This window comes from Gordonia oleivorans, from assembly GCF_040044975.1.
Taxonomy (GTDB): domain Bacteria; phylum Actinomycetota; class Actinomycetes; order Mycobacteriales; family Mycobacteriaceae; genus Gordonia; species Gordonia oleivorans.
This window is the reverse complement of sequence record NZ_JBDZDI010000025.1, coordinates 45,345-60,355: the sequence shown is the minus strand read 5'-3', so window position 1 is coordinate 60,355 and position 15,011 is coordinate 45,345. Positions and strand designations below refer to the sequence as shown.

Genomic DNA, 15,011 nt, shown 5'->3' with positions numbered 1-15,011 from the left:
CCGATGCAGGAGTTGACGACGGTGCGCCAACCACCGGGGCGGTTCGTCGACGTCGCCGGGCAGCGCATCCATGTCGTCGATCAGGGGGTCGGCGATCCGGTGCTGCTGATGGCGGCGCTGGGCAGCAACTGGTTCGATCTCGATGCGATCGCCTGGCGGTTGCGCGCCCGATCACGTCGGGTGATCCGCTACGACCGCCCCGGATACGGATTCTCCGACGAGCCGGAGCCCGGTCACATTCCGACCCTCGACGGCGAGATCGAGCGTATGCGTGCGGTTCTCGACGCGGTGGGGGTCGACGAGCCGGTGGTCGTGGTGGGGCATTCGCTCGCCTCGCTCTACGCCGAGGGTTTCGCGCGCGCGTACCCGGATCGGACCGCCGCGGTGGTGATGCTCGACGGATCGTTCGTCCTGATGCCGTGGCGGGTGGTGCCGACCGCTTTCCGCGTCGCCAATGCCCATCGGTTGATCGCCGTCCTCCGGGAAGTCGCCCGGCGCACCGACTTTCGGCTGCACGGCCGAGCGTTGCTACGTGCTCGGTTGCTGCCGCAACCGCCGGAGGGTTTCGGCGAGGCGGAGCAGGCGTGGGCCGAACAACTCTTCGGTGGCACGTCGATGTTGCTGGCCACGCTGGTGGAGAATGCGGCGTTTCCGGCCATCAACGGCGCGCTCCGGCAGATGCGGAAGGTGACCGAGATCCCGCCGGTGCCGGTGGTCGTGGTGGTGGCGCTGTCCGGACCGTCGGCGTGGCAACGGCTCTGGCGGTGGAAGCAGCAGCGGTATGCCCGGATGCTGGGCGGTTCGATCCGGGCAATCCGGTCACGACATTTCATCGTCCTCGACCAGCCCGAGGCACTCGCGCGGATCGTCGACGAGGTGCGGGCGTTGCCCAGGCCATTCGGGGGAACGACCGGGCCGGAAAACTGATTCGGCGGTGCCCACGTGCGGTGGCTACCCTGCAGGCATGAGTGACGGGGGCACTGATGTGCGTGCGGAGGATGGGCACAGTGAGGATGGGCGCAGAGAGTCGGGCATTCCGTTCTGGTCGCGGTCGGCGTTCCTGAACTGGCTGAGCGCACTCACCTTCGTGGTGCTGCTCGCGGCTCAGATCTGGTGGTGGCACGACCACGGACGTCCGCTGACCTGGGTGCTGCTCGTCGCCACGCCGCTGCTGGCCTTCCTCCCGGCGGGTGTCATCCTCAAGGTCATGCGCCGTCGGTGGACACGCGCGTGGGCGACCGCCAACGACTTCACCTATCGGCGTGATCCGCAGTGGCCGGAACCGCAATGGGAGGTGCCGCCGTTCTCGGTCCGCCGGGCCCGTCGCAAGCGCATCCGGGACGGCATGACCGGGTGGCGCGGTGCGTACCCGGCGAGGTACTTCCACTACACCTGGTGGAACAACAACCGCGTCCAGGTGAGCAGCCACTATCGCAATGTGTTCGCGCTGCGATTGCCGGCCGCGCTGCCACGGCTGACCTTGGGGATCAACATCGACACCTCCTCCGGTGATCGGGTGCTGTTCGAGTCGAGCGACTTCAACGACCGCTTCATGGTGTACTGCCCCGACGCGGCCTTCGCGCACGCGGTGTTCACCCCGCAGACGATCGACGCACTGCTGACCCTGTCCCGTCGTGACGCCACCCTGGCATTGACGAAGTTCGAGATCCTGGGAGACGAGTTCATCGCCATCACCACCCGGGGCAATCGTCCCGTGGAGATCTCGCAGGTCTTCGACGCGCTGGTCACCATCGCCGACGGCATCCCCCGATTCGTCTGGCGTGACCGTGGAGTGTCGCGGGCCGGGAAGGAGTTCTGATGATCTGGATCGTCGTCGTCGTGGTGGCCGTCGTTCTCGGGGCACTCTGGTGGTACGTGGCGACCTACAATTCCTTTGTGCGCCTGCGGAATCTGGTCGCGGAGTCGTGGCGTGGCGTCGATGTGCAGTTGCGGCGCCGACATGATCTGGTGCCGAATCTGGTGGCCACCGTGGAGCGGGCCGCGGACTACGAGCGGGACACCCTGCTGGCGGTGACGCAGGCTCGTCGACGCGCCGAAAGCGTCCGTGCGGCACCGACGATCGATGTCGCCGCGGTGGGGGACGCCGAAGATGCGCTCACCGCTGCCATCGAGCGGCTCGGTGCGCTGGCCGAACAGTATCCGGACATCGGTGCCGTACGGAATTACGAAGTGCTGCAACGCGAACTCGGCGACACCGAGGATCGGATCGCCGCTGCGCGGCGTCTCTACAACGCCAATGTCCGCGCGCTCAACACCAGGATCGGCAGTGTGCCCGCCTCGGTGGTGGCGTCACTGCATCGGGTGACGCCGGAGCAGTACTTCGAACTCGGCGACGCGTCGGTGCGGGATGTGGTCGACGTCGATCGACTCTTCGGTGATCGGGACGATTCGGCCTGAGTCAGGTCCCACGGCCGAATTCCCCAGTCAGATCCCGTATTCGGCGACCCGATCGACGAACATCTGCCCGGTCGGGAAGATGATGCCGCCGAAGTTGTCGAGTTGCAGGGCCAGATGCATGGCGCGCGGCGGGAATCGTGCGGGATCGGTGCTGATCGCCCACTGGACACCGTCGCGGAACACCGCGATGTGCGACGGCGTCCACTCCACCGCCCAGCTGTGCCAGGCCGTGGCGTCGACGAAGGTGGTGTGGGACTCGACGGTGTCCTGGGCGCCGTAATGCAGGTTGTACTGGACCGCCTGCCGGGTAGCGTCGACGATCTCCATGAAGTCGACCTCGCCGCCGACCGGCCAGTCCTCGGCGTCGGGCCAGAGTAGTGCCACCGCATGCCAATTCGGCGATGCGATGGTGGCGCGCGCGCAGATCTCCCAGCGGCCGTACTTGCGTCCCGACCACGTGGGGGTGACGCCACCGGAGTCGCCGTTGATGCTCGAGGTGATCGCCAATGCGCCGCCGGAGATGGAGACCGCGTCGCGCGTGCGGCTGCCGTTCCCGGCGTGGCCGGCGCCCTCGTAGACGTGCCAGTTGCTCAGCGAGTTGAAGTCATCGGCGCGATCGGGTGTGCCCCAACCATATTGGGCGGCAGCCGTCGTGGTGCACCGGGCCGACGAGGACGATCCGAGGTCGAGGGAATGCGCGTCGCCCGGATCGGCCGCGATCGCGGCTCCGGCGACCACACCGAGGGTGAGAATGGGGCGAAGGAATGTCGACGTCAATCGTCGTGGACGCATTTTCGGCACGAATAGAACATAGCAGATTCTTTTGTCGGTCGCCGAACAGGAATGCGCATTCTTTCAGTCGGAAATCGCATTCTTTGTTGTCGGTGCAGCGGATGTGGTAGTCGCAATTTCGGGGGCGGTGGATTCGTCGGAATCCGGAACACATTCCGAGGTCGGCATCGACGTATCGGGGGTTGTGGGGTCGGGGGTCATCGGGTCGGAACTCTGCTCGGTCGAGGTTGAGGTCGAGGTCGAGGTCGAGGGAGACGTGGACGTCGGTGTCGGTGTCGGTGCTGATGTGGTCGTCGACGATGCCGGCGAGTCCTCGGTCTCGACGGTGTCGGTGGCCTCCGGCGTCGATGTCGTGGGTGTCGACGCCGAATCAACGCCCGATGTGGACGATTCCGATGTGGACGATTGCGATGCGGACACCGCAGATACGGCGCGTGCGGACACGGCCGCAGTCGAGGTGGTCGCGGTCGAGGTGGCCGCAGGCGAGGTGACGGCGTACTTCTCCAGTGCCTCTTCGAGTTTGGCGACTTCTTCGGCGTCGGTGCGAATCCACCGGTTCCAGGTGTGGGCGCCGTCGGTGTAGATGAACTCGATGGGCAGTCCCAGGAGGTCGGCCTGTGCGTTGAGCAGCAGTGTCGACGCGAACGACACGACCTCGAGACCGACGCCGATCGCGACGTTGAGGATCCCGCCCTGGGCCATCATCTCGTCCCACTCGGCCTGCGATGCGGGCAGGCCGTTGCCGGTGGAGACGATGATGGTCTGCCCGTTGGCCTTCGCCTCCGCGATCCGCGCGGCGACGTCGTTGGCGGCCCACGTGTTGCCCGGCAGGAAGGGGTTGCCCCACAGGGCGTCGAAGCCGTTGGACACGCCCTGTCGGGTGGCGAGAATGAACGGTACTGCGAGATACCCGAAGATGTTGTCGGTCTGGTAATAGCCCGAACGGGACACCGCGACGGAGAAGACGTCGGGATATTTCAGCGCCAGATTGATGGCCTGTCCGCCGGAGATCGAGAGACCCGAAATGGCATTCCCCGACGTGCTGATATCGAATTCTTCATTCAGGTATGCGGGCAGTTCTTCTCCGACGAAGGTCTCCCAGGCCGGATCGAACTCGCCGCCCTCGTAGGTCGTGAGGACGTTGCCGTCGTTGTCGCGGGGTGTCGACTGCCAGTTCGCCGACCAGGTGGTGGCCGAGTCGGGGATGGCGACGAGGTTGTACTCGGTGCCGTACAGATCGCCGCGACCGTTGGTGCTCGGGTCGCTGAGTTGGCCGAGGAAGTACACGGCCTGTTCGGATTCGCCTGCCTCCTGATCCGACGGCCGGATCTTGACCGTCACCGAGGTCTGCATCGACTCCGACCACACCCAGCAGGTCTGGATGTTGGCCGCGCGATCGGCGTCGCTGGTGAACGCACACCCGTCCCGGACGACGGTCGGGTCGACCGCGAAGGCCTGCCCGGCGCCGGTGGCCAGTCCGACGGTGGTGAGCACGGCGACGGCGCAGACCGCAAGGCGCGTTCGTGGACGACGCAATCCGGATGTGGCGGAGGTGCTCCGGAGCGGCATCGTCGGGTCTCCTTGCTCGGCGGCGGTCGGCGAGAACCGACCCTACCCTAAGGATTAGGTAAGGCTAACTTCAGGTGTGACTCAGCTGTCGCCGACGGTCATCCTGCTCACACCGGCCATACGTGTGCCCGCGGGTAACACCTATGCTGGTCGGCATGAGTGAGCTCACTTTCACCCCGACCGCGGATCTGGTCGACGAGATCGGCGCCGACGTGCGCAGCTGCGACACCCAGTTCACCCAGTACGGTGGCGTCCGCGAATTCGTCGGAACCGTCAGCACCGTCCGATGCTTCCAGGACAATGCGCTGCTGAAGTCCATCCTCGGCGAATCCAACCCCGGTGGCGTCCTCGTCATCGACGGCGATGCGTCGGTGCACACCGCGCTGGTCGGCGATCTCATCGCCGAACTCGGCCGCTCCAACGGTTGGGTCGGCATCGTCGTCAACGGTGCGATCCGCGACGCCAAGACGATCGGCGGAATGGACATCGGTGTGAAGGCCCTGGGCACCAACCCGCGCAAGTCGACCAAGACCGGTGTCGGTGAACGCGATGTCCCGGTGGAACTGGGTAGGATCACCTTCGCCCCCGGAGACACGCTCTACTCCGACGACGACGGCATCGTCCTCGTCGCCGCCGTCTGACCTTTCCGACCGCACCACTCACCGAGGAGTCCCGTCATGCCGAAACCCACGTCTGCGTACTTCGCGCGATTGGGCGCGTTGGTGGCCATCGACGACGCCGACAAGCGTCCGACCCGTCCGGTGCTCGAGGCGTTCAGCGGCGTCGAGATGGCCACGATTCCGGTGGGGACGGCCCAGGACCTCGAAACCGCCGTCGCCCGGGCGCGCGTCGCGCAGGAAGGGTGGGCCGCGCGGCCGGCTGCGGACCGCGCCAAGGTGATCGCGAAGTTCTCCGAGCTCGTGCACCGCCACGCCGACTCGCTGATGGACATCGCGCAGGCGGAGTCGGGCAAGGCCCGGATCTACGCGCAGGAAGAGGTCATCGACGTCGCCCTCACCGCGCGGCACTACGCCACCGTCGGGCCCAAGGCGCTGGCCGAGCACAAGGTCAAGGGCCTGATCCCGGGGGCGACCAATGTGCGGGTGCGCTACCAGCCCAAGGGCGTCGTCGGCGTCATCAGTCCCTGGAACTATCCGCTGACGCTCGCGGTGTCCGACGCCGTGGCCGCGCTCATCGCCGGCAACGGCGTCGTCATCAAGCCGGACAGCCAGACCCCGTACTGCTCCCTGGCGCTGGCCGAGTTGCTGTACGAGGCGGGTCTGCCGCAGGAACTCTTCGCCGTCGTTCCCGGCCCGGGCAGCGTCGTCGGGCAGGCCATCGTCGCCACCACCGACTACGTGATGTTCACCGGCTCCTCGACGACCGGCGCGACCCTGGCGGCGCAGGCCGGTCAACGCCTCATCGGGTTCTCCGCCGAACTGGGCGGCAAGAACCCGATGATCGTGACCGCCGGTGCCAACATCGACCGGGCCGTCGAGGGCGCCGCGCGGGCCTGTTTCTCGAACTCGGGACAGCTGTGCATCTCCATCGAGCGGCTCTACGTCGACGCGATCATCGCCGACGAATTCACCGAGAAGTTCGGTGCATACGTGCGCAACATGAAGCTGGACGCGACCTATGACTTCCGTGCCGACATGGGTTCGTTGGCCTCGGCGGCGCAGGTCGACACCACCGAGGCGCATGTCGAGGACGCGGTGTCCAAGGGCGCCACGGTGATTGCCGGTGGCAAACGCCGCGCGGATCTCGGCCCGTTCTTCTATGAGCCGACCGTCCTGACCGGCGTGACCGACGCGATGACCTGCTACGGCAACGAGACCTTCGGTCCGGTGGTGTCGATCTATCCGGTGGATTCCATCGACGAGGCCATCAAACTCGCCAACGACACCGACTACGGCCTCAACGCGAGCGTCTTCGCGGGCAGCAGCGAGGAAGCCCAGCGGATCGCGGAGAAACTGCGCGCCGGCACCGTCAACATCAACGAGGGATACGCCGCGGCGTGGGCGTCGACGGCCGCCCCGATGGGCGGCATGGGCATCTCCGGTGTCGGGCGGCGTCACGGCGAGGAGGGATTGCTCAAGTACACCGAGCCCCAGACGATCGCCGAACAACGTTTCCTCGGCATCGACCGCGCACCGGGAATCCCCAAGGACGTCTATCGTGCGCTGACCCCGATGGCGATGCGCGCACTGAAGTACCTGCCCGGCCGCTGACCCGCGTCAGGGCGCCACCGCCGATTTCCACCGTTTGTACGACGCGCGCCCGAGACGTGAATCGTGTTGGATGCAAGGGTGTTCGGTGAAAGAGCCCGATGGCGCGCTGTCGGAGTGGGTGTGGTGCTGGCGGTTGTCGTCGTCGCCGTGGCGGCGGCGTCGGCGGTACCGACCGGGGCCGTGGCGATACACGCGGGATCGACGAGTGCGGTCGTCGAGCCCCCACCCGTCGAGCAGCAACTGGTCCTCAGTTTCACCGGCGACAACATCCTGGGTACCGACGACAAGTTCTCCACCTCGAACTCGCTGCCGACGCTCTGGGAACAGAGCGGGCGACGCCCCGACTACTTCTTCCAGAACGTCAAACGATTCCTCGACGCCGACGACCTCACCGTCGCCAATTTCGAAGTGGCACTGACCCGTCGGCTGAATCAGCGGTACAAGGGCGAGGGCGAGGTGTACCACTTCCACGGGGAGCCTGCCCTCGCCGCGACGCTGCCGGCGGGCGGGATCGACGTGGTGACCGTCGCCAACAATCACACCTTCGACTACGGCCAGGCCGGCTTCGACGACACCCTCGCGGCGTTGCGGGGCGTCGGCGTCGAATACTTCGGCACCGGCTACGAGGGTGAGGGATCGACCTACGACATCCGTAATCTGACGACGGTCAAGGGTGTGACGTTCGGCTTCGTCGGCTATCAGGCGTGGACTGACGATCCGGCGATGCGCCGGAAACTGGTGACCGACATCCATCGCCTGCGCGCGGCCGGCGCCGACGTCGTGATCCCGTTCATGCACTGGGGAATCGAGTCCGAACACGTGCCGTACAGCGTGCAGACCGAGTTGGCCCACCTCGCCATCGACAGCGGTGCCGATCTGGTGGTCGGCACCCACCCGCACGTGATCCAGTCGATGGAGATCTACCGCGGCAAGCTCATCGCCTACTCGTTCGGCAATTTCGCCTTCGGCGGCAACAGCAATCCGACGGACAAGCGGACGTTCATCCTCCAGACCCGATTCGACATGTCCGGCAAGGACGTTCGGGGAGTCGACTTCCGGGTGATCCCGACGCGCGTCTCGCGGACGGAGGCGTACAACGACTACGTCCCGACGCCCTATCCGCCGGCGGAGGGTCGGGAGGTGTTGGCCTTCATCAACGAGATCTCGCCGACCCTGCGGGGTCGTGCGGTCAACGCCTTCGTTCCGGTGGCGCCCCGTCCGGTGACGACGCCGGCATCGCCGTCCGTGGTGGCCGGTCCGGGCTGAGGTGCTTTTCCGCAGGTAGCAGCGTGTTATTTGGGTGATAATCTCCCGCAATGCACGCATTCGTTGACGAGAGCAAGGTGCGAGGACTTGTTGTCGCCTGCACGATCAGCGATCCCACCTCGCTGGTGGCCAGCCGGAAAGCGATGCAGGCGTTGCGGGCGAATGGTCAACGTCGGATTCACTTCACGAAAGAGTCGGACCCTCGCCGCCGCAAGATTTGTTCAGCGATCTGCGATCTTGACCTGGGCGTGCGGGTGTACGACACAACCACGATACGAGATCAGCGGCAGGGGAGACGGCATGCACTCGATGCAGTCGTGCGCGATCTCGCGGGCGACGGCGGATCATCACTGGTGATCGAGCAGGACGACAGTCTCGTCGACGCCGACCGTGCAACGCTCTATGCCGCGGTCCGCCGGCACCGGGTTCCCGATTTGTCCTACCGCCACGAAAGACCGACCCAGGAACCATTGCTCTGGATTTCCGACGCGGTCGTGTGGTGCTACGTCAAAGGTGGCGACTGGCGCAGAAGAGTAGAGCCAGTCATTCGATCGGTGATCCACGTCGACGGTTCTTGAACAGTGGTCCAGACAGCGCGAAACCCGGCTCACCAACCGTCCGGATGGCTGCCGGGTCACTTCCCTCGGCTACTGCCTGGGCACTACTGATGCTAGCACAGTCGGAGGGGTTGGCCGCCCGCTCGAACTCTCCGTCGAACGTCGCTCGCTCTCTGTGATCGTCGCGTAGATCGAGGATCGCTTCAACGGGTAGAGCTCCATCAACTCGGTGATCCAGTACCGGCCTGATTCGTAGTCATCTTATAGCCGTATCTGTTGCAGGGGAGTGAGTTTCGGCTCCTTGCCGGGCAGTCGGCCAGCTTTCCGGGCCTCAGCCATCTCTCTATCGTCCGCGCCGCTAGTGCGCGGCCCAACCGTTGGCGTTGCCTGCCTGACGCCACTCCCGGTCCCACTGATCGGCGTGGGCGCGCGCAACGCGTCGTCGGACGAGTGCCACCGCGCCGATCAGAATGGCGAGAACCAGCGCCCAGCTGAGAATGCCGACCCAGATGGCACCGATGGCCCGTTCCAACGCGCCCGCATGCTGCTGCAGTTGCGAACCGTCGGCGGTGGTCCAGATGTCGATCGACGATCCCTCTGCGGTGCCGCGCGGTACCGACGTGATCGCCGTGTGCACTCCGTCGGTGTTCTTCCAGGACACCGTGCCCGACGTGTCGATCGCGGTCGGGTCGGCCTCGACGACACTGAGGACCGTCGCCGTCGTGGGAATCGCGCGGTCGGCACGGGCGGTGACCGAGTCATAGGTGGTGGTGGCCGCCCAGATACACAGCGGGATCGCCAGCACCGTCACCAGCACGGCCGACCAACCGGCGCGGGCGAGATGTCGATCGCCACGACGCATCAGCGGGTTGGTCGACCACGGATAGAACGCGGCGAATCGCCGGTACGTGGTGTGCGCAGCCATCTGAACCTCGTCATAAAGGGGAACTCTCGTATCCAGAATTGGCCTCTGGGCGCCGCAATGCCAACCACAATGCCGGTTGACCGTGGTTTTTGTGACGAACAGAACACTTCGGCGTTCACAGACTTCTCCCAGTCGGTGTCCAGTCTCAGCGGAGCCCGGCGACCCACTCTGGTACTCGACGCAGTGCGCGTGTGACGCCTATCGGAGCGGAGCACGCGACGAAGACCCCGATCCGCTCAGGAGGAGTGATGACCGCAATTCTGGACCGGCCGAGCACGTCGCCGCCGGCCGACGATGCCGCGCCACCGGCGCACCGGCGATCCCGACGTGCCGTGCCCTGGAGCAAGCTCTCCCTGGCCGGACTGTTGACCGCCACCGGATTCCTCTACCTGTGGAATCTCTCGGCCAGCGGCTACGCCAACACCTTCTACGCCGCCGCGGCATGGGCGGGATCGGAGAGCTGGAAGGCCTGGTTCTTCGGAGCCCTCGATCCGTCGAACTTCATCACCGTCGACAAGCCGCCGGCCTCGCTGTGGGTGACCGGACTGTCGGTGCGGATCTTCGGGATGAACTCGTGGGCGGTCCTCGCCCCGCAGGCCGTCATGGGCATGCTGGCCGTCGCACTGATGTACGCGACGATGCGTCGGGTCTTCACCGATCCGCGCCACGGCACCGCAGCGGGCCTGATCGCCGGTGCCGTCCTAGCCTTCACACCGGCCGCGGCGCTCATGTTCCGATTCAACAATCCCGACGCGCTGCTGGTCCTGCTCATGGTCGCCGGCGGATACTGCATGGCCCGGGCCATCGCGACGAACTCCGGCCGCTGGCTGGCACTGGTCGGTGTGGCGCTCGGCTTCGCGTTCCTCACCAAGATGCTGCAAGGTCTGCTGGTGCTGCCGGCCTTCGGCTTGGCCTACCTGGTCTTCGCCAACAACGGATGGATCAAGCGGATCGCCCACCTGCTGGGTGCGGCACTCGCGCTGGTCGTCTCGGCCGGCTGGTTCGTGGTCGTCACGATGATCGTGCCGGCGAGTTCGCGGCCGTACATCGGTGGCTCCACCGACAACTCGTTCATGGATCTGGTCCTCGGCTACAACGGCGTCGGACGCATCAGCGGTGGCCAGGGCAACGGGCCCGGCGGTGGCGGTGGTACGGCCGGCGGTTCGTTCGGCGGCTCCACCGGCCTCGATCGGCTGTTCGGCTCGGAGATGGGCAATGAGATCTCCTGGCTGCTGCCCGTGGCCCTGTTCGTGGTGGCCTTCGGCGTGTACCTGATGATCCGCAGCTTCCCGATCTTCTCCTACCGCAACGGGGTGAACCGGATCGAGTCCGGCGCCATCGTCACCTGGGGTGGCTGGCTGCTGGTGACCGGCATGGTCTTCAGCTACATGAGCGGCACGATCCACCCCTACTACACGGTGGCCCTCGCCCCGGCGATCGGCGCCCTGGTCGGCATGGGAGCCGTCTTCGCCTGGCGTCGACGTGACAACTGGGACGGCCGCATCGCGATGGCCGCGATGATCGGACTGGCCGCCGCGTGGTCGATCGTCCTGCTCGATCGCAACGACTGGGGTCCGGTGTGGTGCCGCTGGCTGATCGGTGTGGTCGCCGTGGTCGCAATCGTGGGCGTCATCGCCGGCTCCGTGCTCGGACTCAAGAAGCTCGTGGCGGCGTCACTGATCGCCGGATCGCTCGCCGGCTTCGGTGGAACGGCGGCCTTCTCGATCGCCACCGCGGCGACCGCGCACAGCGGCTCGATCCCCACCGCGGTCCAGACCTCCATGGAAGGTGGCGGCATGGGTGGCCCCGGCGGCGGAGGTAACCGCGGCGGCGGCGGGACACCGCCCGGACAGAACCAGGGTTCGACGCAGGGCCAGGGTTCTACCCAGAACCAGGGCCAGGGCTCGACCCAGAACCAGGGCTCGACCCAGAACCAGGGCTCGACCCAGAACCAGGGCTCGACGCAGAGCCAGGGTCAGGGTTCGACCGCAGGCCAGGGCAGCGGCCAGCAGACCGGACAACGTCCGAGCGGTGGCGGCATGGGTGGCCCCGGTGGCGCGTCGACCAGCGCCGAGTTGGTGAAGCTCCTGCAGGCCACCGACACCAAGTGGGCGGCGGCGACCAACGGTTCGCAGTCGGCAGCGGGTATCGAGATCGCCTCGGGTGAGGCCGTGATGGCCATCGGCGGTTGGAGCGGCGACCCCGCTCCGACGCTCGACGAGTTCAAGCAGATGGTGGCCGACGGCCAGATCGCCTACTACATCGGTGGTTCCGGTGGCGGTCCCGGCGGGAACTCGGAGATCTCCACCTGGGTGTCGGAGAACTTCACCGCGATCACCGTCGGCGGGCAGACGGTCTACAAGCTGATCTGACCCATCCGGCACGAACCGGCACAACAGCCGCGACCATTCCGGTCGCGGCTGTTGTCGTCCCTGGTTTGCTCAGCCCATCGAATAGTGGAAGGTGATCGGATACCCGTCGTCGCTATGGCCGGCGATCTCGATCTCGGCGTGGCCACGCATGTCGGCGAGGCCGCCGGAGCCGAGCCCGTCGACGATGTCGAGACGTTCATGCACCCCGGTGGCATCGTGGGAACCGTCGTGGCGCAGGACCAGTGTTCCGTCGTGCCCGTCGATGGACCCCTCGAAGGCCTGGAGACCGAGCGTCGGGGCCTCGGTGCCCTCGATGTAGGCGATCAGATAGGCGAGCGTGCCGGTCCCGTGAATGTCGCCGGAGTAGTCGTAGGACACGTCGGCGCGGGTGAACCCGTGCGCCGGGTAGGCAACGCCGCTGATCTCGACGGTGCGGTCGTCGCGGGTGTAGACGGGGGCCTCGTTCCAGCCGGTCACCTTGAATGTGCCCGTTGCGGTATGTGTCGTCGTGGTTGTCATGTTCTCAGGCTGCCGCGTCGCCGCAGCCGGGTCTTGAACAAACACGACATCACGCCCGACACTGGAGACGATGAGCGAGAACGCATCCGCCGACGCTGCCGGTGGCACCGATGAGCCGGAGGGACGCGGCCGATCGGCGATCATCGGCTCCGTCGGTGCCGAGCCGCTGCAGATCACCCGTCATCGGCCGACGCCGGACCTGGCGCCGTGGCTGGACTATGTCTGGATCGTCCGCTGGGCCGTGGACACACCCGTTGTGCAGCAAGTGATTCCGCAACCGGTGGTGCATCTCGCCGCCGAGGGCGGACGACTCAACGTCAACGGGGTGGGGGATCTGCACTTCTCGCGAACCCTCGCCGGTCGCGGACACACCGTGGGAATTGCGTTCCGCCCGGGCGGTTTTCGTGCGTTCTCGAACGCGCCGGTGAGTGCCCTGACCCGATCGGTGGTGCCGCTGGAGACCGTGCTGGGCGTCGACGACCGGCCGATCGCGGCGACACTCCTCGACCCGGAGCGTGGAGACACCGATCTCGTCGACGCCGCATGTGACTGGCTGGAGCGGCTCGGGCCGCGTGCGGATCCGGTGATCGGGGAGGTCGGAGCGCTGGTGGACGCCGCCGAACACAATCAGGACCTCACCCGGGCCGAGCACCTGGCCGCGCTCGCCGGCGTCAGCCTGCGGACACTGCAGCGGCAATTCGGCGACTACGTGGGAATCGGGCCGAAATGGGTCATCCAGCGATTCCGGATGCTCGACGTCGCGGCGGTCGCCAACGCGGGTGGTGCCATCGACTGGGCGGATACGGCTGTGCGCCTCGGATTCAGTGATCAGGCGCATCTCACACGGGCATTCACGCGGATCGTCGGGATCTCACCGGCTGCGTACTCGCGTAATCGCTGAACCCGACGATGTACCATCCGAAAGCGACACAGTGGGCCATCGGGTGGGCAGTGGAGGTCGGCATGCCGGGAAAGATCACCGAATTCAGCAGGGACGGCTACGTTTTCGATGTCGTCGACTCCGGGCCGATCGCCGACGGCGATGAGACGTCGATACCGGTGATCCTGCTCCACGGATTCCCCGAGCGTGCCGATTGCTGGAGATCGGTGACCCCGCTCCTCAATGCCGCGGGCCTGCGCACCATCGCCCCCGATCAGCGCGGGTACTCGCCACGGGCCCGCCCCGCGAAGGTGCGTGACTATCGGATCGCCGAGTTGGTGGCCGACGTGGTGGCCCTCGCGGACGCCGTGGAAGCCCCCAAAGTGCATCTGGTGGGCCATGATTGGGGATCGATCGTGGCGTGGGCGGTGGCCTCGCAGTACCCGGACCGGTTGGCGACGCTGACCACGCTCGCCGTCCCGCACCCGGGTGCCTACATGCGCGCGATGCCCCGGGGGCAACTGCTCCGGTCGTGGTACATGGGTGTTTTCCAGATCCCGGGCCTGGTGGAGTGGCTACTGCCCAAGGCGCTGGCGAGTGAACGCGCAGAACGGTTCGGGCCCAAGGGATTTGTCGATCAGCTGCGCATCGACATCGTCGACTACGGTGCCCTGCCCGGCGGCCTCAACTGGTACCGGGCGATGCGGTACATGGACCGCGAACTGACGCGTCGCAAGACGACGGTCCCCACCACCTACATCTGGAGCGATGGCGACATCTACCTGTCGCGCGCGGGGGCCCGCGGATGTGCGGCGATGGTCGATGCGCCCTACGACTTCATCGTGCTCGAGGGTGTCGACCACTGGATTCCGGAGCGTCGACCCGACGCGGTGGCCGACGCGGTCCTCGCCCGGATCGCGCACTCCGCCTGACGCTCTGGGCCCCGGCTCAGTGGCGCAGGCGCCGCAGCAGCACCCCGATCACCGAGAGCGCCGTGATGATCGCGGCGGCGATCACCGGCACGCGGATCGGGAACGGGAGTTCGGTGGGGGCGCCGGCGCGCAACTGCGCGAACGTCGCGCGCTGGGCATCGGCCTCGGCGACGACGATGCCGCCGGATTCTGTGCCGCCGCGGGAGATCCGGCGTTCGGTGAGGTCTTGGGCGGAGCCTTCTTGGCCGGTGCGGTCCCGGCGCCCGGGGCCGGTTTCTTGGCGGCCGGGGCCTTCTTGGCGGGGGATTTCTTGGCGACCGCCTTCTTGGCCGGGGCTTTCTTCGCGGGAGCCTTCTTGGCGACCGCCTTCTTGGTGGGAGCCTTCTTTGCGGCCGGACTCTTCTTCGCGGGAGTCTTCTTCGCTGCGGCCTTCTCGCCGGCGGGTGTCGCGCCCGAGTTCTCGGGTGCGGGTCGGTCGACGGGGTCCACAGGATCCGATTCCGTCATCGTGAGGTCGCTCCCTTGCGTGTCACCGGGCCTTTCACCCGAT

Annotated in this window: 15 protein-coding genes; 10 read left to right on the top strand and 5 right to left on the bottom strand. The window is 66.6% G+C overall.

The genetic code is table 11. The features are described 5' to 3' along the window. The first annotated feature begins 3 nt into the window (after positions 1-3). Genes ABLE92_RS23320 through ABLE92_RS23310 form a run of 3 tightly spaced genes read left to right on the top strand, consistent with a single transcriptional unit; the run spans position 4 to position 2,418 of the window. Positions 4-927 (top strand): alpha/beta fold hydrolase, encoded by a 924-nt coding sequence (locus ABLE92_RS23320; protein WP_348807184.1) that lies wholly within the window; start codon positions 4-6, stop codon positions 925-927. Between the two features lie 37 nt (positions 928-964). Further along, positions 965-1,819, top strand: a complete 855-nt coding sequence (locus ABLE92_RS23315; RefSeq protein ID WP_348807183.1) for a DUF3137 domain-containing protein — start codon at positions 965-967, stop codon at positions 1,817-1,819. Then, positions 1,819-2,418, top strand: a complete 600-nt coding sequence (locus ABLE92_RS23310; protein ID WP_348807182.1) for a LemA family protein — start codon at positions 1,819-1,821, stop codon at positions 2,416-2,418. The genes ABLE92_RS23315 and ABLE92_RS23310 overlap by 1 nt, the downstream gene beginning before the upstream one ends. 27 nt (positions 2,419-2,445) lie before the next feature. Here ABLE92_RS23310 and ABLE92_RS23305 read toward each other — a convergent pair whose 3' ends face one another. Together ABLE92_RS23305 and ABLE92_RS23300 are read right to left on the bottom strand one after the other, a co-directional pair. Beyond that, positions 2,446-3,210, bottom strand: a complete 765-nt coding sequence (locus ABLE92_RS23305) for a glycoside hydrolase family 16 protein (RefSeq protein WP_348807193.1) — start codon at positions 3,208-3,210, stop codon at positions 2,446-2,448. Positions 3,211-3,273: 63 nt separating this feature from the next. Continuing rightward, a complete protein-coding gene (locus ABLE92_RS23300) occupies positions 3,274-4,779 on the bottom strand; it encodes an alpha/beta hydrolase (protein ID WP_348807181.1) in 1,506 nt (501 codons plus the stop codon). Between the two features lie 143 nt (positions 4,780-4,922). Here ABLE92_RS23300 and rraA point away from each other — a divergent pair, with 143 nt between their 5' ends. The 4 genes from rraA (at position 4,923) to ABLE92_RS23280 (ending at position 8,854) form a co-directional block, all read left to right on the top strand. Next, entirely contained in the window at positions 4,923-5,420 is a 498-nt protein-coding gene (gene rraA / locus ABLE92_RS23295; protein ID WP_348807180.1) for a ribonuclease E activity regulator RraA, read from the top strand. 36 nt (positions 5,421-5,456) lie between these two features. Further along, positions 5,457-7,010 carry a succinic semialdehyde dehydrogenase gene (locus ABLE92_RS23290; protein WP_348807179.1) on the top strand — a complete coding sequence of 518 codons (1,554 nt, stop codon included), beginning with the start codon at positions 5,457-5,459 and terminating at the stop codon, positions 7,008-7,010. 78 nt (positions 7,011-7,088) lie between these two features. Further along, entirely contained in the window at positions 7,089-8,276 is a 1,188-nt protein-coding gene (locus tag ABLE92_RS23285; protein ID WP_425476222.1) for a CapA family protein, read from the top strand. Between the two features lie 50 nt (positions 8,277-8,326). Then, positions 8,327-8,854, top strand: coding sequence for a hypothetical protein (locus ABLE92_RS23280; RefSeq protein WP_348807177.1), 528 nt, complete (start codon positions 8,327-8,329; stop codon positions 8,852-8,854). Between the two features lie 337 nt (positions 8,855-9,191). Here the strand turns inward: ABLE92_RS23280 and ABLE92_RS23275 are convergent, their stop codons facing one another. Next, entirely contained in the window at positions 9,192-9,758 is a 567-nt protein-coding gene (locus tag ABLE92_RS23275) for an Rv1733c family protein (RefSeq protein WP_348807176.1), read from the bottom strand. A gap of 248 nt (positions 9,759-10,006) precedes the next feature. On the opposite strand from ABLE92_RS23275, the gene ABLE92_RS23270 reads away from it, so the two are divergent. Further along, positions 10,007-12,130, top strand: a complete 2,124-nt coding sequence (locus ABLE92_RS23270) for an ArnT family glycosyltransferase (protein WP_348807175.1) — start codon at positions 10,007-10,009, stop codon at positions 12,128-12,130. Positions 12,131-12,199: 69 nt separating this feature from the next. Here the strand turns inward: ABLE92_RS23270 and ABLE92_RS23265 are convergent, their stop codons facing one another. Further along, positions 12,200-12,649, bottom strand: a complete 450-nt coding sequence (locus ABLE92_RS23265; RefSeq protein ID WP_348807174.1) for a DUF3224 domain-containing protein — start codon at positions 12,647-12,649, stop codon at positions 12,200-12,202. Positions 12,650-12,719: 70 nt separating this feature from the next. Between ABLE92_RS23265 and ABLE92_RS23260 the strand changes: the two genes are divergently transcribed. Both ABLE92_RS23260 and ABLE92_RS23255 read left to right on the top strand, forming a co-directional pair. Then, the gene (locus ABLE92_RS23260; RefSeq protein WP_348807173.1) at positions 12,720-13,550 is read left to right on the top strand and encodes an AraC family transcriptional regulator; all 831 of its coding nucleotides are present in this window, start codon (positions 12,720-12,722) and stop codon (positions 13,548-13,550) included. A gap of 62 nt (positions 13,551-13,612) precedes the next feature. Further along, positions 13,613-14,461 carry an alpha/beta fold hydrolase gene (locus tag ABLE92_RS23255; protein WP_348807172.1) on the top strand — a complete coding sequence of 283 codons (849 nt, stop codon included), beginning with the start codon at positions 13,613-13,615 and terminating at the stop codon, positions 14,459-14,461. Positions 14,462-14,542: 81 nt separating this feature from the next. Here ABLE92_RS23255 and ABLE92_RS23250 read toward each other — a convergent pair whose 3' ends face one another. Beyond that, positions 14,543-14,968, bottom strand: coding sequence for a hypothetical protein (locus ABLE92_RS23250; RefSeq protein WP_348807171.1), 426 nt, complete (start codon positions 14,966-14,968; stop codon positions 14,543-14,545). Between the last annotated feature and the right edge of the window lie 43 nt (positions 14,969-15,011).